Raw genomic sequence first — 19,485 nt, 5'->3', positions numbered from 1 at the left:
ATCATTTATATTGTATTATTGGAGTCGATATGCCAAGAAGATGTAAACAGAGAAATTGTAGAAGACTGGATGGAAACAGGAATTTTAAACCTTCAGGTATTCCTGCAAGAAATCTGGAGAAAATAGAATTGAAACTCGATGAGTTCGAAGCTCTGCGACTTTGTGATTATGATGGTTTAAATCAGATCGAAGCCGGTGAGGCAATGGGAATTTCCAGAGGAACAGTTCAGAGATTATTACTTTCGGGCAGAAAAAAAATCGTTGACGTATTACTCCATACAAAAGAATTGATCGTGAAAAATGAAGAGGAAGAAATACTTTAATTAAAGAACCTTGATATCATATGAACAGATGAAGCCTGATAATTGCAATCATCCTGCCCGGTAGAATTAAGAAATATACTGCATCGCCCGTTTGTCATATGCCTTTAGAATTAACAATAATATCACAGAACTCATAGTTGACTCTATACTGTCAATAATCTATATTGACAGTATAGAGGTTTATTAGTGAGCAACACAGTGTACCAGAAGGATAAAATACAGAGACGACTCAGGCTTGATGATAATAAATTCATGTGCCTCATTTCAGAAGGAATCATACAGGATAAGCTTCAATATTCAGAAAAGGAACTTGAAGAGATTAAAAGATTTCTCAGGGACCATCCCTATTCCCGGGATGAGATTAAACGGAAATATAAAACGGATAGTGCCCTGTTTGACAGATTCATTGAACTGGGTTTTATAAAGAACACACAGCTTTTCAAAGAAAATGAGATTGAAATCTTTCAGTCTTTTGTCCGGCTGAGACGTCTGGGATATAAGGACGAAGACTGCCTCACAGTTCTGACAGAAGTAGGTGTCCCCAAAGATGAGAATCTGGCAGAAAACAAGCTGTATATACAACTGAAGGATCTTTCGAATCAAACAAAGATTCCTGAAAGAACCATAAAATTCTATGAAAAAGAAAATCTGATTCTCCCCCCCAGAATATACAAAAACAAACGATTCTACGAGTGTAGAATCATATCAGAACTTGAACTCATCAGGGATATGCAGAGTATTGGATATAAACTGAATGATATGGCTTCCTTTCTGGAAAAAGTCAGATCCGGCGACGAAACGCATAAATCTGAAGCTCGAAGGAAACTTCTGGAAGAACTTGAAACAAAGAAAAACATCATTAAAAAAATACAGAAAAAGGTAGGGGAATTATGATTCTGGATAAATCATCCGTAATGTTTCTGGGAGATTCCATCACGAAAGGAGTGTCGTTTATTGACGGTAAATACAGGGTTCTGGAAAAATCGTTTTTCAACATCCTAAGTAAAACAATTCTTTCATCCACAGAAAACAGAGGCCGTTTCGGCCTTACGTCACGCCGTTTTTTAAAGGATCTGTTCAAACTGAACGGCTTAGATGCAGATATCACCTTTTTTGGAATTGGCGGTAACGACTGTAACTTCAACTGGAAAGAAATAGCGGAACATCCGGAACAAGATCATTTTCCGGCTGTTTCCAAAGAAGAGTATGAAAACAACCTGTGCCGGATATATGATAATTTTAAAGAAAGCCAGAGTAAGATTATAACCCTCAACTGTCCGCCACTGCATGCAGAGAAATTTTTCAGTTTTCTTGGCGAATATTTTAATGCTGAAAATATCATGAAATGGCTCAAGAACATAAGCCGTATTTACTATCATCATGAATCGTATAACAATATTTTTGAAAAGGTAACCAGGAGTTATGGAATTGAAATGATTGATATCAGAGGAAAATTTCTGATGGATGACAATCTGGATGATCTGATCGGCATTGATGGTATGCATCCGAAAGCAGCAGGACATGAACTTATTTCCGGAAGCATCTCAAATTTTCTTAATGAAAACGCTGCAATACAATAGAAAAGAGGGTATATCCTTTCTATAATTTTTCTGCTCCATTTTCGATGACGATCAGCCCCATCTTTTCCATGGTTGAATACCCGCTGGTGATAGGTCAGAGTCGTATCCTGAATGATCTTTTTACATTATTCATGGCAGCCCCTTATTCATTCATTCCAGTTTATTTCTATTCAATATAGAAATCTATACCGAAACCAACGAGTTAGGCCTGTCAATAAAGCTGTAAAAAAGGCCTTCCCCCGGGGAAGGCCTTTATAGATCCAGATTCAGAAAAATTACTTACGGAAAGGTTTTCTCAGTTCCCAGGCTTCCTGGATTGCCGTCAGGACATAACCATGAGCATCATTGACACTCATGGTGGCAGAGCTGCGGGCATCAGCAACAAGCTCTTTTTCAGCTTTATTGAGTTTGTTGTATTTTGCCAGTTCGGCCTCGTCTTTTGTTTCGGGGTTGAGGGGGCGTCCGTTCCTGTCATTCGTATAGGCTGCATAATAGGCTTTTACTTCATCGACGGTTTTACCGATAAACTGGGCTTCCCAGCCATCCATCTGTTTCCACCAGTCATTGTTTTTGCTCATACCATAGCTATCACCGCGTTCCCGCTTGGTTTTCCAGGCAGCGACTTCAGCCGTGACGGCTTCCTCGGTTGTAGCTGTGGTGCCATCGACTTCTGCAGTTTCATGATTTGTAAAGTTAGGTTCAGGACTGCCGGGCCAACCGGAAAAATGGGGCATGGAGGCGCCATCATAATTGGGAAGGCTCACTTCCAGTTCATCAACTTCCAGATCTACGATCTTTCCATCGGCACTGAATACAACAGCGGCCTGAACATAGGTAAAACTATAGACCTGTGTTCCCGTTGAATCTTTACCGGGTCCGACGCGAAAAATGGAAGAGTTGCCGAGCCCCAAAGACAGGTCTGCTGTTTCAATTTGAACAACCTGCGGAGCGGGTGGTGAACAAGAAAACAGTACCAGAGCGAGTAAGAGCAATCCAAAAAATTTCTTCATGATAAATTCTCCTTTAAAAATGAATAGTAATCGTGCATTATATCAGTGTTTACGATTTCTGTAAAACAAACCAAAAAAAATGACATTCGTGAAGAGAATTAAATTCATCTTTCCTTTGATGGTAATCCTTACTATATTACACAGTACTAACCAAACGATAAAAGGTGGAATAAATGGCGAATATTACTTTACATGGAAATCCAGTTAAAACGATTGGAGAACTACCAGGAACAGGATCGAAAGCAAAAGAGTTTAAATTGGTAAAATCCGACCTTGAAGATATTAGTTTGTCAGATTTTAAGGGTAAAAATGTTATCTTGAATATATTTCCAAGCCTGGACACAGCAACCTGTGCAACCTCAGTCAGAAAATTTAATAAAAATGCCGCATCTTTAAACAATACTGTAGTCATCTGTATTTCCGCAGACCTCCCCTTTGCTGCCGGTAGATTCTGCACGACTGAAGGTTTGAAAGATGTGTATACAGCCTCTGTATTCCGCGATGATAATTTCGGAAAAGACTATGGGGTCCTGTTCACAGATGGTCCCCTCAAAGGACTTTTATCAAGGGCTGTCATTGTAGTAAACCCTGATGGTGTTGTAACATACACCCAGCAGGTACCTGAAATTGTTGATGAGCCAGACTATGAATCAGCTCTTCAGAATATAAAATAAGATTTTCACTGCCTCATTTCGATGAGGCAGTGAAAATCTCATTAGTTCAGAAAGAAAAGAGATGACTCATCTACTGAACATTCATGGTACATTTAATAATAATCAAAATATATTGCATGCATTTCATCCTGAACTGGCTGATAATCATATATATATTTGGGAGGACAATATGGAAACACTGAGTAATACCCTAAAATTCAACAAGAAATCACCCCTTTTACCCCGTCTGGACAGAAGTAAAATGACCAGCTCCATCGTACATATAGGTGTAGGGAATTTCCACAGGTCCCATCAGGAAACCTTCTTTCAACGATATATGGAAGAGACAGGGCAAGTTGATCTCGGCATCTACGGCATCAGTGTCCGTGATAATGATAAACCTCTGGCTCAGTTGCTGAATTCTCAGGATTGTCTATATACTGTCCTGGAGCAGAGTGACAGTGATGAACCCCGGGATTATCTGATCTCATCCCTCCTCAACTATAAAATTTTATCAGAAAGCTGCAAACAGATTATTGAGAAGCTTTCCGATCCTGCAACGACCCTGGTAACCCTGACGGTGACCGAAGGGGGATACAATTTTAATGATTCAACCGGAGAATTTCAGATTCTCAACCCGGACATACAGCATGATATCGTCCATACGGCAGAGCCGAAAACATTCTACGGCCTTCTGTATGAAGCCCTGAAATCCAGACGGGCAAAAGGGATTTCCCCCTTTGATCTTCTCTCCTGTGACAATGTCGAAAAAAATGGAGAAATTCTGAAGAAAGGACTGTTGACCTTCGCTTCTCAAATTTCTAATGAAATGAAAGAATGGATAGAACAGAATGTTGCCTTTCCCTGCTCCATGGTAGACAGGATTACACCTTTAACAAGTAAACAGGATAAGGAGTATATCAAAGAAGAGTATTCTTATATTGATAATTGCCCGGTACCCTGTGAACCCTTTATCCTATGGGTCATCGAAGATCATTTTAACAATGCCCGTCCGGATCTGGATAAACTGGATAATGTTTATTTTGTAGAGGATGTTTCCCCTCATGAAAAGATGAAGATGAGGCTCCTGAATGCGGGGCATGTGACCTTTGCCCATATGGCTCTGTATGAAGGATTGGAATATTCCAGTGATTTTATGACGACATATCCCTTTGACCGGGCCGTCGAGAAGATGATGCGGGAAGAAGCCCTTCCCTTTGTCGGGGAAGTTCCGGATTTTGATGTGATAGGTTTCCTCAATAATACAATCAAGAGATTTAGAAATCCAAAGATCAAGGATCAGACACTCCGCCTTGCCACTGATACATCCAATCGCATAACAAAGTTTGTCCTGCCGACAATTGAAGATTCAATAAGAAGCATCGACCAGGCTCCCCCCCTTCTGACCCTGGGTGTTGCCGGATGGTGCCATGCTCTCTCAGAAGGACAGGAATTCAGTGATCCACTCAGAGAATCACTGGTAGAGGCAGCACAAAAAGCCGTGAAGACAGAGGGCAGGGAATTCATTCTGGCTTTTCCCGAAATATTTACAGAGACCCTCCGTGAGAGTTCTGTTTTTATGGAGGTTTTTGAGGAGTCATTAATACTTATCTGTGAAAACGGTCCTGCCAGGGCGATCTCCATGACACTGGAGAGACACTACTCCTGAGAATCGCGGCTCCTTATTTCATTCTGAATATATGAGTCGTCCACTTATTGACAACAGATTTTTTTAGCAGGATTATTGATTCCTGCACAGGGATATACAGGAAAAAGTTATTCATAATCAGGGTATAAATACTTGAATGATATGAATCTAAGGGTGTAATGTACTTGACGATCCCTCCTGATATTGAGTGAGCTTTTCTTTCAGGAGGAGGATTTTATGACAGACAGGCAACATGAACAAAATACTTCTCACCCAAAATTAGCTGAGAACACCTTAGCTCATTTTCTATATACAATCGAACAATCTCCACAGGCTGTCTTCTGGCTCAATAGCAATGGTCAGATTGGGTATGTAAATGATCAGGCATGCCGTTCTCTCGGATACAGCCGTGAAGAACTGCTGTCTCTCTATTTATGGGATATCGACCCTGATTTCAAACAAGAACAATGGAAGGCACATTGGGAGAAAATTGGAAGGGTTACCAAAAGTAACTTTGAAAGAAGGCATCTCCGAAAGGATGGCAGCATTTTCCCTATTGAAGTCACAGCCTATCAGGTCATTCATGAAGGAAAAGGATTCCATGCCTCCTTTGTCAACGATATTACTGAACTGGTTCAATCAAGATGGGAACAAAAAAAACTTGTGGAGCAGCTGCATCAGGCTCAGAAACTGGAGGCAATCGGCACATTGGCCGGAGGCATTGCTCACGATTTCAATAACATGCTGAGCGTTATTCTGGGTTATTCAGAACTGCTGAAAGCCACAATATCTGAAGAAAGTGTTTCTAAGGAATATTTAATGCAGATTGAAAACGCCGCTCTCCGTTCAAGAGACATAACACAGCAGCTTCTTGCCTTTTCAAGAAAACAGGTCATTACACCAATAACCCTGGATATTAATAGTCAAATAAACAAAACATTAAAAATGATCGGCAGACTCATAGGGGAACAAATAGATCTTAGATTTGATGCTCAGGAAGATATTTGGAAAATTAATATGGATACCTCCCAATTGGATCAAATTTTGATCAACCTGGCTGTCAATGCCCGGGATGCGATGCCCGAGGGAGGCAGGTTGGAAATATCTACGTCGAATGTAGTTCTTGATGGCTCCAGCCGGGAACAAAATAAGGACTATTTACCAGGGCAATATGTCTTGTTATCTTTCAATGATCATGGAACAGGAATGGATGAAACAACCCTCTCCCATATTTTCGAACCTTTTTTTACAACAAAAGAGCAGGGTAAGGGTACCGGCCTGGGGCTTGCTACAATTTATGGAATTATGAAGCAAAATGATGGAATGATTGATGTACAAAGTGAGCAGGGCCAGGGTAGCACCTTCAATTTATATCTGCCAAAGGCCAAATATGAAGAAGAGCTGAACCATACGGCCGCCCCTGTTGCCAGGAGCTATGGTGAAGGCAAGAATCTGCTGGTGGAATGAGCAGAATAAAGACTATGGCATTTTTCACTATATAAAGAGTATAGCTTCTCCGTTTTGTGAATGCCATATTCTTTGTTTATTTTATATATCGGTTTCCTCCGGCTTCATCCCCCCCGGGGATGAAGCCGACTGAGCGGCTGGCGCTCAGATCCGGCAGAGAAGGCTTATGAAGTCATATTCGTAACAATTAGGGTATTCATGTTCTCTTCCATGAGTGATAGATATGTAGCCTTTTCCAAAGTCGGTGTAAAATTATCCAGAATAGATTTTGCTATTTCCGCTCCGTCATATAAGAGATCAATAATGGTTAATGCCATTGCTTTGGCCGGCAGAATATATGCTAGATTCTTATCAATAATAGCAAAATCCTTTGTATGAATAGATCCCCGAACTCCCCCGATCATGGGGTGAAGTGTTGGCATCAGATGGGAAACATCTCCAAAGTCAAATGATCCCGAAAAGTCACCGCCCTCAACAATTTTACCTTCACAGCCCAGGAGTTTGAGATTTTCATGAAAAAGATCATCCATTCCATCGTGTTTTAGGATAGGCAGATAACCGGGAATATCTGTAATTTCAATATTGGCACCGACAGCTGAGGCACCAGCCAATAATGCCCTGCTCACTTTATGGTTGGCATCAATCATTGCGTCAATAGTCCTGGCTCTAACATAGGCTTCCATTCTGACATCTGAAGGAATTACATTAACAATATCACCGCCCTTGGTAATAATGGGATGAACTCTGACTCTATCTGAATCTAAAAAGGTTTCTCTCTGAGCATGAATATTCATAATGGCCAGCATGGCCGCATTCAGGGCGTTAACTCCCAGTTCCGGAGCGGAACCGGCATGGGATTCCCGTCCTGTGAATTGCACTTTTTTTCCGATGAAACCATTACTGGTGGGCCCGACGAGGGCTTCTTTATCCTCTAAATCCAGGGAATGAAACATCAGGCTCATATCAATATCATCAAAATATCCTCGGGAAATCAGCTCCTGCTTTCCACCGAAAAACTTGATTTTTTCTTCAGATCGTAACTGATCTCTGTATTCAAGTTCGATAAACTCTTCCGAAGGAACTGCGAGGATATCAACCTGCCCATCCAGTTGAGAAAGAACACCGGAACGTACCAGACCGGCTACAGCTCCAAGGAGACCGGCAATCTGAATGTTATGCCCGCAGGCATGAACAACGCCTTCGGCATCAGAATCCGGATGATCTTTGACAACAATAGCATCCAGTTCTCCCATCAGCGCAATTCTTGGTCCTTTATGCCCCTTATTCAAATAGGAACGGCATCCTGTAAGAGCTATATTTTCTTCAACTTCCAGATCCAGATTTTTCAGATAATCGACAACAGTCTTGGTGGTTTTAAATTCTTTATAACCCAGTTCAGGATGTTTATATATCTGATCACCGATATGGATGATTTCTTCAGCGCTGGTATTTATAGCTTCAACTACTTTGTTCTTTAAATCTTCTTTAAACATATTTCCCCAGGGTTTTGGAATAAGGCATAAGTAACAGATGCCCGCCTAAGCAGCTGACATCTGATGGTCTATTTTTTGTTAAATGGTCCCCTGCATTGTGAGAAGAATCTGCGCAATAAGTGCAGAACCAAAAAATGTACTGGAAAAAACAATGAGAGAGATAACCACAAGCTTCCAGGAAATCTTTTTTAATATACCAATTTTATTTCCTACAGAAATTCCTGCAAAAGCCAGTATCGGTGTAGTCGTAGCAAGAAAACCTACTTTGTTTATGTACTCCATTAAAAATGCAGAGACAGGAAGCATAGGTAATGTGAGTATAAAAGCAATGAGTGTTGCCCAGGCAAAAGCCGGAAATTTAAGAGGAACCAGATCTTTTAATACAAGAGCCATCATAGCAATTATAATAATGATGACCATACCGGGAAGGGCTTCTAAGGGAGATGCTCCGGAACTGACCAGTTGTCCTGTGAGGATTAAAACACCCACAAAAAGCATCAGTTTGAACTGGTTGGATAGTTTTACTAAATCCATATTATTCTCCTTCCGTTGTAAGAACAGTCTTCTTGTTCTTATTGATTTTCGGTTCAATTTTGTTGTAGTACCAGTTTGTAAAAGGGAGTGCCAGGAAGATCACCGAGTAAATCCCCGTAATTCCCGTGAGCATATTACTTGTGGCGGCATAGGCCAAAACGGTATCTTTCATAACGGCGGGAACAGTCACTGCCAGAGCTGCAGATCCTGCAGCCATCATACTGCCGCTCCCTACTCCTGTTGCCATAGCCAGAGCATAGGGATGAAGACCAGTATTAACAGCGAGAGATCCGAGGAAACCAAAAAATACAGTTCCGAATACAGTTCCCACCATATAGGTTCCGAGCACTCCATTTCCTTCGGGAGAACTCATTCCGTATTTCTCTCCAATAACACCCAGAGTCGGTTCCCGGCAGATACTGACAGTGGCACCAACAGCTTCACGCTTTAATCCAAGCAGGAGAGCAATAGGAAGGGCGATAAGAGGTGTAAAAAGATTTCCCAGTTCCTGTAAAATCAAAGCGGGACCGGCTTCAAGAACCTTAACGATATTGGGACCGACAAGAGTTCCATATCGAACACCTAAGGGAAGAAGGGCAATCATAACACCGACACCGGCTAATTCAATTGTGTCTTCATTCACAATTTTTTTTAGAACTTTGATCTTTTTACCTAAAAGATCAGGTGTGATCAACATACCCAGGATTACTGCAAACAGCATGGGTAAAAGAACAACAGTCCCCGGACCAACACTGATTTTAACAATTCCGATAAGCTCTGAAATGATTACCAGAACAAGGACGACAGCGAGAAGAGTTAGAAATATTCGACTTCGTCCCCTCCATGATAAAGTTTCTTTTTCAGTCATAAAAACTCCTTTTAAAACAACCTATTGCTGATATAAACAGCAAATACTGCCTGGTTTACGGACATGACAAGTATTTGACCGTAAATAAGATTATTTGATACTAAGTCCAATTTATAGTTGTGTAAAGTTTTTTAATTTTTATTTTTTTTTGTAAGTATGAACGAAAACCTCTACAGGGATATCTTGATAATATTTTTGGGTCGTCCTCTCATGGTATTACTTTCCCTTCCGGAAACGACTCCAAAACCATTATCGAGGAATTTTTTTAATATCCTGCGGGCCGTTCTTTCTCCAATATTCAATGCCAGAGACAGTTCTTCCGAGTCATAAGTATCCTTATCGGTCTTAGCCATGAGTGCTTTTATTTTAGTAATATAAGTTGGGTCTATTCCTGTTTTTTTAGATATATCCAGAATCATCTTGTCCGAGACTTTTATATAATATCTCAATTCATCACTCTCAAAGAGAGGTCCTCTGATTTGATCTCCATCAACAATATAGGCACCGCTTGATTTTAATTTAGAAGCATTCACTAATGCTTTTCTGGCTGATTTCTCCGCTTCATAAGCTGTTATCCCAAAGCCGATCCCTGAATAGAAATTTGTATGATTCTGATTCCCCCAACTCATTAATTCCTTAAACAGAATCCAGTTTGCTTCATGCTCAATCTCGCCGCGGGTACTGAAAATGATCATTTCCTCCCGCCCGAAAGCAAAAAGGGAACCTTGTACCTCTCTCACATATTCCAGAAGTTCCAGGTAAAACTCACCCCTTTTTTTCAAATCGTCATACTGACACAATGAATCATGGGTGATCCCTCTCAATTTTATAATCTGTATGGCAATTCCGGCGGAACGGATTCCTTTTGTTTCAATGCTCCATATCAGTTTTTCCAGATTCTGACGAATTTGAATATTATTGGGATATAATCTGAATACAGGTAAGCCGCGGTCTAACAATTGCCTGTACACAGATCCAAAACCTGTGAGTATGACATCAATTTCTCCCGCATCATGCAGTTTCAAATGCCGATCCAAGTATTCATCTTCACTGTGTTCTGCAGAAAAAGGCATAGTATAGAACTTTTTGAAAGAGAGTCCGAACTCTTCAATTATTTCCTGGAGAACTTTATCGGGAACAACATCAATGCTTATCCGTTCATATTTGACTTGCTTCTGTTCCATCTCCCAGATGGTACTCATCAGGCTGTATCCGCTTCTTGGTATGGACTCATAGGGTTTGAAAATTTTTTTGATTTTCTTAACTTCTTCCAGAACTCCTACACCCGTAAAGAAAATCCCATCATTTTCAGCTTGGCATATACCAAAGATTTCACCAGCTTCATTTGTGCGTTCCTTGATATAAGGAGTGATAGTTAAACCATCATATTGAGTCCCGATGACTTTCAGTATTTTTTCCACTGAATCCCGAGGGCCAATCAGACCGATATTCAATAATGCATCCAGAAATAGATCTTTTCCATAATTGCTAACTCTATAAGATCTCTGAATGATAAGCAAGATTGAGAGATTGGAAATACAATCGCAGGCCGCCGGGGCTGACGTCTCCGGAGGGGGAGATCTCCCAGGATGCTATTCCACCCTGAAAGACTCCACCAGATTCATAGTCTTGTTGCTTATCTGGCCGGTTTTTCGGATATTGGAAGCAGTACATTGACGCTGCTTTTAACTATTTTATTTTGGGAAATGATATCCCGTCAGTGCTGAAATCAGCTCCAATGAAATAAACCATGATACAGGCGGACGCAGTCAATGAATCCTTGATGAGCTGCCCAGGGTTATGCCGAAAATGAGTCATAACCCTGTGGATGTGTTTTAATCCGATATAATCCGCCTACTCTAAATCCAGGATGACTTTAATAGCCTGACTCGGGTCCGAGGCAGTTAAAAATGCTTCTGTTCCTTCCTCCATTCTGAATATATGAGTGATGATCTTGTAAACTGATGATTTTTTCCCTGCAAGATTATGAATGACTTCCCTGATATCTTCCCTTGTATATCCCCTTGATCCCAGGATGATGTTCTGTTTGCTCATAATTATTGAAAAATCCAGCATCAGCTCTTTCTTATGCATACCCACACAGGACAATTTAGCACCCGGCTTGGAATAGTTTAGAAAATCGACTGGTATGCTGGGAACTCCAGCGCAATCGATGACCACATCAACATCAATCACCGGGGTTCTGTATATATTGGTTATTTCTCCCAAATGTTCCTTCAAAAAGGGATAGAGTTCTCCCGATTTTGGATTAAAGCCAATACCGCCCAGAACCTTGACTGTTTCAAGACGTTTGTCATCAATATCCACAACAACAATTTTTGTGTTTCCCTGGGCAATCAAAGCACTCAGGGCACAAAGGCCGATTGTGCCGGCCCCATAAATGATAACCTTGTCTTCCGGCTTTGTCTGAGCTGTATTCTTTCCATGGGTACCCACAGAAAAGGGTTCTATCAAAACCGCATCATCGAAGGACAAAGAATCGGGCAGGATGTAAATATTGTGATCGATCTGTGCCTTCTGAACCAGGACGTATTCGGAAAAAGCATTGGCCATGCATGCCTGTGATGGATCTGGGATTCGGGTAAGCGGATTGACAAAGACGCGCATTCCCTTTTCCAGAGCTGCCACGTTTCCACCTGTTTCATGGATAAATCCGACCATTTCATGCCCGAATTCATGGCCCAGTTCTGATTCCGGAAAGATTCCCCCATATAACCCTCCTAATAAATAGGCAGAAACATCTGTTCCGCAGATACCGGCACGGACATTGCGGACGATCACATCATCGGGTCCGCAGACTGGCATCGGTATCTCCTGTAATTCCACTTTCTGAACACCTTTGTAAATTAAAGCTCTCATAAATTGACCTCCATAGTCCTTTTCTCATCTGTGGATGAAGTGTTGAGTTTGATTATGTTTTTTGATAATAGGGAAATATTTATTCCGGGATGTGAGATTTCATGAATCCCGCAATAAGATTCGATGCGAAACCAGGGTTGAGCCTGTAGATCAGGTCCAGGAACCTTGAGTCTCTGCCCACAAAGATTCGGGGAGAATTTTTCTTTATCCCTTTAATGATGATCTGCACGGCCTGAACAGGAGACAGTGTTTTATTGGCCCTATTGCTTCTGTCATCCCTCGGACTTCCGTCTTCCCGTCCATCTTCTCCCCCTTCTACGGCACCCGAGTGTGCCTTGATATTGGTATTAATGGCTCCCGGAAAGACGACTGAAACCTTTACATTTGTATGCTTCAGTTCTGATCTTAATCCCTCTGTCATAATTTTTACCGCCGCCTTCGCCGCCCCGTATATGCTTTGTCCCGGAACGGGTAAAAAACCGCCCATGCTCGAGACATTGACAATAGAAGCCTCGGACCGCATTAAAAGCAGGGGTAAAAAGGCTCTTGTCATATAAAGAGCTCCATAAAAATTAACATCCATAACATGTTCGATTGTGGAGTCATCAAGATCCGCCACGCGCTGAAAGGGTTGAATAATGCCGGCATTATTGATGAGCATGTCGACCCGGCCCTGTTTGCTGATGATCTGCCAAGGGAAATTCTTCACAGCTTCCTTATCAGTGATATCCAGGATATATGTGGATAAACTGCCCTGCAGATCTCCCGCCAGCTGTCTTGTTTCAGCCAATGCCAGCTCCTTAATATCCACGGCTGCCACGATGGCACCCCGGCTGAGAAGATTGAGGACCAATTCTCTGCCCATTCCATTACCGCCTCCGGTAACAACGACTACTTTATTCTTAATTTCCATACAATCTGACTCCTGTAATTCTATTGTTTTTAAATGCTGTATACAGGAATAAGATAAAAGCTATCTCCTTCAAAAGAAAGGTCATATAGACCTCATTGTTGGTCTATATGATGTATTTTATAGATATATACTCCATATAGAACACATTACATGATATATTAAGTTACTATGAAAAATATAATTTCACTTTTTAACTGGCATGTTGAATTGGAAAATGAAGAGGTGGATTCCATAGATGATGATTTTTTATTACTTGAAAATCCCATCATATCAGCCGCATTCAATTATCCCTTCAAGGTTGATGTCACAACGGCCATCATTTGCTTAAAGGGGACAATGAAAGGGAGGATCAACCTGAAAACTTATGAGACTCAGGCTCCCTGCCTCTTTATTGTTCTTCCCGATCAGATTCTGCAATATGAATATTTAAGCGATGATTTTTCAGGGCTGTTCATCATCATGTCCAAGCGATTTGTCAACAGCATGTTTATGAATACACAGGAAAGAATACCCTTCTCCATTTCAGTTCATAAAAATCCCTGGACCCGGCTGAATGATGAAGATCTGAAATCAATGATCGACTATTATCGCATTCTACAAAAGATGGTACGGATGAAAGACAACCCTCACCGCAGGGAAATTGTAAAACACCTGTTACAGGTCTTTTTTTATACTTCCAGCTACCAGTTTCATAAGATCCCTGAAAGCCGGAACAAATCGAAAAAAGAGATTCTTGTTGAAGAGTTTTTATTGAGTGCACAGGAAAACTTCAGTGAACACAGGGCCCTGGATTTTTATGCAGAGAAGCTGTGTCTTACACCGAAGTATCTATCGAAAGTCGTCAGGGAGTTCAGCGGAAGCTCGGCAAGCGAATGGATCAATAATTATGTAATTCTGGAGGCCAAAGCCCTCTTAAAATCAACGAATATGACAATACAGCAAATCAGCGATCAATTGAATTTTCCATCCCAGTCTTTTTTTGGTAAATACTTTAAGCGTCATGTGGGACATTCGCCCCACAAATACAGAAACTCCTAAAAGGATTTCCCTGGATATTTTTCCTTACCAGGGCAGAAAATCACCCAGATTGTCAGGAGTCCGGATTTTGACTACTGCTGACATGCCGGGAACCAGCTGCAATCAAGCCTTAAGAACCGTTCCCTGTGATCGACAGCTTTGGGTTGATCCTTTGGGACTGATCATCACACCCTTGAATCCCAGTTTTAATTCCTGTTCTATTCTCAGCAATTTCCCGATTTATGATACGCAATTATTTATTAGAATTTCCTACCAATAATAGATATAACGAACTATGTAATCAATCTGATACATTCAACTGATCAGCATATTCCAAGACAGATTCAAGAGTCATGCTGCCCCGGAGCCACTCAACCGTTTTTTGGGCCAAGGCCTCCTGAAAGGTCCAGACCAATTGAGAATTGCCAATAGTAGCATCGATCACCTGGTCATTTTGTTCAAAAGTTAGAATATCTTCCTGTATTTTCTGGGGGTATTGGGGACTTATGGATCTTAAAACTGTCGTTGTCTTCGTATAATCAGAAATCTGATTAGCAAGAACTTCATCTTCAAGCAAAACCTGGAAGACCTTATCAATCAATTCCGAATGTTCGGGAGAAGTACTTTTCATAAATGTTAAATTGGGTTCAATAATCAATTTAGCATCACCGTCCCGATTGGGAAAAGGGAAAATCCCAATTCGAAGAGAGGGATTGAGGGCTTCAATATTCTGTAAAGACCAGGTTCCTGTGAGGTACATGGCTGCTTTGGATGCGGCGAAGCGTCCATCACACTCAAAAAGATTCACACTCATGACGTCACTCCAGGAGTTATCTAATATTGTTTCTAAATTTTCGAAACAGTTGCGAATGGATTCATTTTCAATGAAAGAGATTGAACCGGAGCGATACTGATTGCCCCAATCCTGATTTTTACTGAATATCTCACCAATGGCTACCTGCATAAAGATATTGGCGGTATACCAGGTTTCCTCAAAATGCGCTGCAAAAGGGTGGATTCCGAGTGAGTTGAGCCGGACAATAACAGTTTCCAGTTCCTGCCGGTTTTGAGGGATCGGAATATTATTGTCTTCAAAAATATCTTTATTATAAAGAACCCCCTGGTAGAATGCGTTATAGGGAAGACCATAGACCCTGTCGGAGATGCTGACAGAAGGTATGATCTCCGGACGAATGAGTTCAACAAGATTATCCGGAATTTCCGCAATATTTCCCGTTGGGGCATAAATTTTAATATCCTGTGCTTTACCTATCATGATGTCAGGGATTTCACCGGCAGCAAAACGAATCAGCATTTGAGACTCAAATTGTTCACCCCAATCCATTCTTTCCCAGAAGAGTTCAACACCCGGGATTCTTTTCTCAATCACTTCGGTGAAGATCTCTTCAATTCCCGGATCAGATGTGGATTGCCCCGCCAGCACCGTTAATATTATTTTTTCCTTTATCCGGGGCTGCTTTTCCAATGCTTTTTCTGATTTTTTTGCCTGGCAGCCTAAAAAACTGAAGTTTATGAATAGGTAGACGAGGAGAAGAAGAACCATTTTTATTCTGCGCATATTTCTGACTCCTCTTTAAAACCGGCGCGATAGTCGCTGGGACTCAAACCGGTAATTTTTCTAAATACTCTATTGAAGTATGAATATTCTTCATAACCTACCAGGTCTGATATTTCCGTCAGGTTCAGCTCTTTCTGGGTTAAACTGTCATGAGAGAGTACAGATTGTTTTATATATTCCTGAGCTTTCTGAATTCTTTTCTTGGCTATAGATAACATAAGATTTTCGCCGGTATAGGCTTTAAAGGACCTGCATAAATAGGAACGCTCTATGGAGAAGATACTGGCCAGGGAACTTAATGAAATGTTCCTGAAATAATATTCATCAATATATTCACAAACACATGTTATGGTCTTTGCCATGGAGGCACTGCTCCCTATATTCTGATGGAGGGGAAGTATATCATCCAGTAATTGTGCAAGGAGACTGCACATTTCATCGAAGTCTTCAGAATTCAAGGCGGCATTCAGTAGATAGTTAAAATTTTCTATCGATAGGATGATACCCGCTTCAGTTTGAAAATTGTGCATAAAAATACCTGTCAAATACTCTATGGATTGACTGACTTCCAGAATGAGCCAATGCGGCAGACTTTTTTTATTGAACCCCATTTCGTTAAAGATGATTTCACGGACAAGCCCCTTATTTTTTGATTGAATAGCAAAGGTTAAATGCCGCACTTGTTCTGAGGTTATTCGTTTTTTGATGTTGACAGTCCTGGTTGTTTCCAGGGTATAAACAGCTTTTATATCATTGACGTGCCTTAATGACAGGGTGAGGCATGCTTCTGAATAGATATTGTATATCTTATCAAAAGAAAAATAGGATTGACTTATAAACATCCTGATTCTGGTACCAAATCTTTTTTTCAGAACACCTGGAACTATCCCGTACATATCCTCTATTCCTTTACGATCAGTATTCGTAATAAGAATAAAGTCATTTCTGGAGTAAATATTATTAAAGACCAATGTTTTAGATTTTCCCGAAAACCCTTCGATTTCCTTTTTTACATTGTAGGCCATTTTATACAATGGAATTTCACTCTTACGGGATATAAGATTAAAATCGATGAGTCTGAAAAGGACAAAGGTGTACATGGAGTATTCAAGTTCCAAATGGGAGAGAAGAGTATGTTTTTCCGAAAATGTAATATCTTTTAAAAGCTGGCTGTACTCACCATCGGAGATGAAAGAGGAGGCCTGCAGAAGTTTATCATGAGTCTTTGCTTTTTCGTCTTCGTCCTTGCTGTTGTCCCCAATGACCGTAATAGCCTTATTGATGACGTCAAGGAGGGCTTTTTTTGTGACCGGTTTCAGCAAATAATCTATAGCCCCGTGTAGGAGTGCTTCACGGACATAGGAAAAATCGTCATATCCGCTGACAACAATGGTTTGAACTTTAGAACATTTAGCCTTCACTTGTTTTATCAATTCATTTCCATTTATAAAAGGCATATTGATATCGGTCAGGATAATATCCGGCTCTTCATCATGAAAGATCCTCAAGGCTTCTTCACCATCTCTTGCGGGTCTCAGTATCTCAATGGACAGATCCTTCCAACGGATCATTGTTTTAAGATTTTCAAAATTCCAGGGTTCATCATCGACTATCAGTAATTTCAGCATTTCATTTTTCATATCAGTCGGGAATCCTTCATATTTTGGGGGATTCGTAAAGAAACGGTACTGCCTTCGCCGAATTTACTAGAGAGAGATACGCCATAAGATGGTCCAAAAAGCATGTAGATTCTGGAGTGAATATTGGACAGACCAATGGAGGATTTCAATCCAAGAGTCCTTTCCGGATCGACTGACAGTTGCCCCTGGATTCTTTCGGTATCCATTCCAACTCCATTGTCTGTAATGGTCAGGATAACATCATCATTTTCCCAAACAGCTTTTATATAAATCTTCTTGATACCCCGTTTGTTCTTTAATCCATGATTAACCGAGTTCTCAACAATGGGTTGAAGGGTTAATCTGGGAATTTTTATGTTCATGAGGTCCTGCATCAACTGGATTTCAAGCTCTATGCTGTTCTTTGTTCTTGTATTCATGATGTACATATAGTTTTTGATATGAAGGATCTCTTTATCAATGGTTGATAAAGGGTCCTTCATATCAATGCTGTATCTGAATACGTTGGAAAGAGCATTACACAGAAGACTGACCTGTTTACAATTTTGAGAAGCGGCGATTCCACTCATGGTATCCAAAGAATTATACAGAAAGTGCGGATTTACCTGAGCCTGTAATGTTCTGTATTCCGCCTGCTTGAGGAGCATTTCCAGATGATATTCCTGTGCTACCAATTTCTGGATCTGATCCAGCATCTCATTGATTGTCTGTGCTAAAAGCCCGATCTCATCTTTTTTCCTGATATCCAGCCTGATTCTGGTTTCTCCGTCTCTTATTTTCTCCAGATTCCCGACAATCAACTTCAAGGGGGTTGTAATAAAGCTGGACAGAAACACAACAGCGATAGTGGCAATAAGGGTAATCAAAAAGGCAATGATCAGCATATTTTTCCTCAGGATGATCTGGCTCTCTTCTAAAAGATATTGAGCTGTCAAAGAGAAGGAAATCAGATCATATTTTTCCTGAGGCAGGTTCATAAAAACACTTCCCTTAACGACGTGGGACTCTTCCAACTGAATACTTCCGGCTGAAATGCGGCTCGAGGTTTCATTGTAAAAGGGAGTCATAAGATCGCTTAATTCTCCGAACTGAAGCAGAGGCCGATCTCCTGATGGCTGCAGCCAGACAAATTGATCGGGAGAATAGACGTATTTTCTGATAATTTGAGTAAAACTATTGGTATTCACGTCGCAAACGATGTACCCAATTTTTTCCATATTTCTACTGGAGTAGATATTCAATACAAAACGAATAATATTCCGGGAACTGCTTTCGTTGAAGTAGCTGGAGACCAGCATTGTTTTATTACTGGAATGAACATAATTTAAAACAGTGTCTGCATTATTTTGTTTTGCGTCATCAAATATATTTTCGGGATAATTATACCTGGGAGTATTGGCAAAACGGTAACTTGATATCAATTCATCATCATGATTATAAAGATATATGGCACCCACATTGTATTTTGGTTCAAAAAAATTCAGAGCTAAATGATAGGCAAAACTATCATATTTGTCCCTGATATCTTCCAGAGGAAGGGGTACTGTCAAATCGGTGATAAAACTGGATTCGGTGTAAATTTTTATAAGATTGTTTTCATAGGATTTTATTAAACCGTACAATTCATTCTGCATGTTCTCCAAAGAATTGATACTGGCTCTTTTTTCTAATTCATACACAATAGACGAAGCAGAATTTTGAAAGAACAGCGTTTGAATGGACAACGCTATCAGCGTACTGGAAATACAGAGGAGCAATATTTTTGTACGCATTTGAAGAGCATTTTTTCTCATGATACTTCTAAATAATTTGTTATTTTAAATTGATTCTTCATAATGGAATTCTCCGTTTTGTGTATTATCCCAGTAATGATTCAATCA

At 40.6% G+C, this 19,485-nt stretch carries 17 protein-coding genes; 7 read left to right on the top strand and 10 right to left on the bottom strand.

The annotated features are described in order from the left end of the window. The 3 genes from PF479_RS02885 to PF479_RS02875 form a co-directional block, all read left to right on the top strand. On the top strand, window positions 1–323 hold a 323-nt coding region (locus tag PF479_RS02885), incomplete at its 5' end, for a DUF134 domain-containing protein (RefSeq protein WP_298002048.1). 186 nt (window positions 324–509) lie between these two features. Continuing rightward, entirely contained in the window at window positions 510–1,217 is a 708-nt protein-coding gene (locus tag PF479_RS02880; protein ID WP_298002047.1) for a MerR family transcriptional regulator, read from the top strand. Beyond that, a complete protein-coding gene (locus PF479_RS02875) occupies window positions 1,214–1,903 on the top strand; it encodes an SGNH/GDSL hydrolase family protein (protein ID WP_298002045.1) in 690 nt (229 codons plus the stop codon). The genes PF479_RS02880 and PF479_RS02875 overlap by 4 nt, the downstream gene beginning before the upstream one ends. A gap of 275 nt (window positions 1,904–2,178) precedes the next feature. Here PF479_RS02875 and PF479_RS02870 read toward each other — a convergent pair whose 3' ends face one another. Further along, window positions 2,179–2,913 carry a hypothetical protein gene (locus PF479_RS02870; protein ID WP_298002043.1) on the bottom strand — a complete coding sequence of 245 codons (735 nt, stop codon included), beginning with the start codon at window positions 2,911–2,913 and terminating at the stop codon, window positions 2,179–2,181. Between the two features lie 173 nt (window positions 2,914–3,086). On the opposite strand from PF479_RS02870, the gene tpx reads away from it, so the two are divergent. The 3 genes from tpx to PF479_RS02855 all read left to right on the top strand — a co-directional run bounded on the left by tpx (window position 3,087) and on the right by PF479_RS02855 (window position 6,681). Continuing rightward, window positions 3,087–3,587, top strand: coding sequence for a thiol peroxidase (gene tpx / locus PF479_RS02865; protein ID WP_298002041.1), 501 nt, complete (start codon window positions 3,087–3,089; stop codon window positions 3,585–3,587). Window positions 3,588–3,756: 169 nt separating this feature from the next. Further along, entirely contained in the window at window positions 3,757–5,235 is a 1,479-nt protein-coding gene (locus PF479_RS02860; protein ID WP_298002039.1) for a mannitol dehydrogenase family protein, read from the top strand. 216 nt (window positions 5,236–5,451) lie between these two features. After that, window positions 5,452–6,681 (top strand): ATP-binding protein, encoded by a 1,230-nt coding sequence (locus PF479_RS02855; protein WP_298002037.1) that lies wholly within the window; start codon window positions 5,452–5,454, stop codon window positions 6,679–6,681. Between the two features lie 164 nt (window positions 6,682–6,845). Here PF479_RS02855 and PF479_RS02850 read toward each other — a convergent pair whose 3' ends face one another. The 6 genes from PF479_RS02850 to PF479_RS02825 all read right to left on the bottom strand — a co-directional run bounded on the left by PF479_RS02850 (window position 6,846) and on the right by PF479_RS02825 (window position 13,369). Further along, a complete protein-coding gene (locus PF479_RS02850) occupies window positions 6,846–8,174 on the bottom strand; it encodes an amidohydrolase (RefSeq protein WP_298002035.1) in 1,329 nt (442 codons plus the stop codon). Between the two features lie 78 nt (window positions 8,175–8,252). Then, on the bottom strand, window positions 8,253–8,708 hold the full coding sequence (locus PF479_RS02845) for a hypothetical protein (protein WP_298002033.1): 456 nt from the start codon (window positions 8,706–8,708) through the stop codon (window positions 8,253–8,255). A gap of 1 nt (window position 8,709) precedes the next feature. After that, complete coding sequence (locus PF479_RS02840) at window positions 8,710–9,576, bottom strand: DUF3100 domain-containing protein (RefSeq protein ID WP_298002030.1); 867 nt, start codon at window positions 9,574–9,576, stop codon at window positions 8,710–8,712. Window positions 9,577–9,746: 170 nt separating this feature from the next. Then, window positions 9,747–10,997 carry a hypothetical protein gene (locus tag PF479_RS02835; RefSeq protein ID WP_298002028.1) on the bottom strand — a complete coding sequence of 417 codons (1,251 nt, stop codon included), beginning with the start codon at window positions 10,995–10,997 and terminating at the stop codon, window positions 9,747–9,749. A gap of 433 nt (window positions 10,998–11,430) precedes the next feature. Next, window positions 11,431–12,456, bottom strand: coding sequence for a zinc-binding dehydrogenase (locus PF479_RS02830; RefSeq protein WP_298002026.1), 1,026 nt, complete (start codon window positions 12,454–12,456; stop codon window positions 11,431–11,433). A 79-nt stretch (window positions 12,457–12,535) separates the two neighbouring features. After that, window positions 12,536–13,369, bottom strand: coding sequence for an SDR family oxidoreductase (locus tag PF479_RS02825; protein ID WP_298002024.1), 834 nt, complete (start codon window positions 13,367–13,369; stop codon window positions 12,536–12,538). Between the two features lie 168 nt (window positions 13,370–13,537). Here PF479_RS02825 and PF479_RS02820 point away from each other — a divergent pair, with 168 nt between their 5' ends. Beyond that, window positions 13,538–14,407 carry a helix-turn-helix domain-containing protein gene (locus tag PF479_RS02820; protein WP_298002023.1) on the top strand — a complete coding sequence of 290 codons (870 nt, stop codon included), beginning with the start codon at window positions 13,538–13,540 and terminating at the stop codon, window positions 14,405–14,407. A 280-nt stretch (window positions 14,408–14,687) separates the two neighbouring features. On the opposite strand, the gene PF479_RS02815 is transcribed toward PF479_RS02820, so the two are convergent. From PF479_RS02815 to PF479_RS02805, 3 genes are read right to left on the bottom strand one after another with little or no spacing between them, the layout of a single operon-like run. Next, on the bottom strand, window positions 14,688–15,965 hold the full coding sequence (locus PF479_RS02815; RefSeq protein ID WP_298002021.1) for an ABC transporter substrate-binding protein: 1,278 nt from the start codon (window positions 15,963–15,965) through the stop codon (window positions 14,688–14,690). Further along, window positions 15,953–17,605: a response regulator gene (locus PF479_RS02810; RefSeq protein WP_298002020.1), complete on the bottom strand. Its 1,653-nt coding sequence runs from the start codon at window positions 17,603–17,605 to the stop codon at window positions 15,953–15,955. Before PF479_RS02810 ends, PF479_RS02815 begins: the two co-directional genes overlap by 13 nt. Next, window positions 17,602–19,239: a sensor histidine kinase gene (locus PF479_RS02805; protein ID WP_298002019.1), complete on the bottom strand. Its 1,638-nt coding sequence runs from the start codon at window positions 19,237–19,239 to the stop codon at window positions 17,602–17,604. The genes PF479_RS02810 and PF479_RS02805 overlap by 4 nt, the downstream gene beginning before the upstream one ends. Between the last annotated feature and the right edge of the window lie 246 nt (window positions 19,240–19,485).

Origin of the sequence: Oceanispirochaeta sp., assembly GCF_027859075.1 — a bacterium.
Lineage (GTDB): Bacteria > Spirochaetota > Spirochaetia > DSM-2461 > DSM-2461 > Oceanispirochaeta.
This window is presented reverse-complemented; position numbering and strand designations above follow the sequence as displayed.

Excerpts from the sequence above, each read along its gene's own strand:
- PF479_RS02875 (WP_298002045.1), top strand. The coding sequence starts at position 1,214 with ATGATTCTGGATAAATCATCCGTAATGTTTCTGGGAGATTCCATCACG.
- PF479_RS02870 (WP_298002043.1), bottom strand. The coding sequence starts at position 2,913 with ATGAAGAAATTTTTTGGATTGCTCTTACTCGCTCTGGTACTGTTTTCT.
- tpx (WP_298002041.1), top strand. The coding sequence starts at position 3,087 with ATGGCGAATATTACTTTACATGGAAATCCAGTTAAAACGATTGGAGAA.
- PF479_RS02860 (WP_298002039.1), top strand. The coding sequence starts at position 3,757 with ATGGAAACACTGAGTAATACCCTAAAATTCAACAAGAAATCACCCCTT.
- PF479_RS02855 (WP_298002037.1), top strand. The coding sequence starts at position 5,452 with ATGACAGACAGGCAACATGAACAAAATACTTCTCACCCAAAATTAGCT.
- PF479_RS02850 (WP_298002035.1), bottom strand. The coding sequence starts at position 8,174 with ATGTTTAAAGAAGATTTAAAGAACAAAGTAGTTGAAGCTATAAATACC.
- PF479_RS02845 (WP_298002033.1), bottom strand. The coding sequence starts at position 8,708 with ATGGATTTAGTAAAACTATCCAACCAGTTCAAACTGATGCTTTTTGTG.
- PF479_RS02840 (WP_298002030.1), bottom strand. The coding sequence starts at position 9,576 with ATGACTGAAAAAGAAACTTTATCATGGAGGGGACGAAGTCGAATATTT.
- PF479_RS02830 (WP_298002026.1), bottom strand. The coding sequence starts at position 12,456 with ATGAGAGCTTTAATTTACAAAGGTGTTCAGAAAGTGGAATTACAGGAG.
- PF479_RS02825 (WP_298002024.1), bottom strand. The coding sequence starts at position 13,369 with ATGGAAATTAAGAATAAAGTAGTCGTTGTTACCGGAGGCGGTAATGGA.
- PF479_RS02820 (WP_298002023.1), top strand. The coding sequence starts at position 13,538 with ATGAAAAATATAATTTCACTTTTTAACTGGCATGTTGAATTGGAAAAT.
- PF479_RS02815 (WP_298002021.1), bottom strand. The coding sequence starts at position 15,965 with ATGCGCAGAATAAAAATGGTTCTTCTTCTCCTCGTCTACCTATTCATA.
- PF479_RS02810 (WP_298002020.1), bottom strand. The coding sequence starts at position 17,605 with ATGAAAAATGAAATGCTGAAATTACTGATAGTCGATGATGAACCCTGG.
- PF479_RS02805 (WP_298002019.1), bottom strand. The coding sequence starts at position 19,239 with ATGCAGAATGAATTGTACGGTTTAATAAAATCCTATGAAAACAATCTT.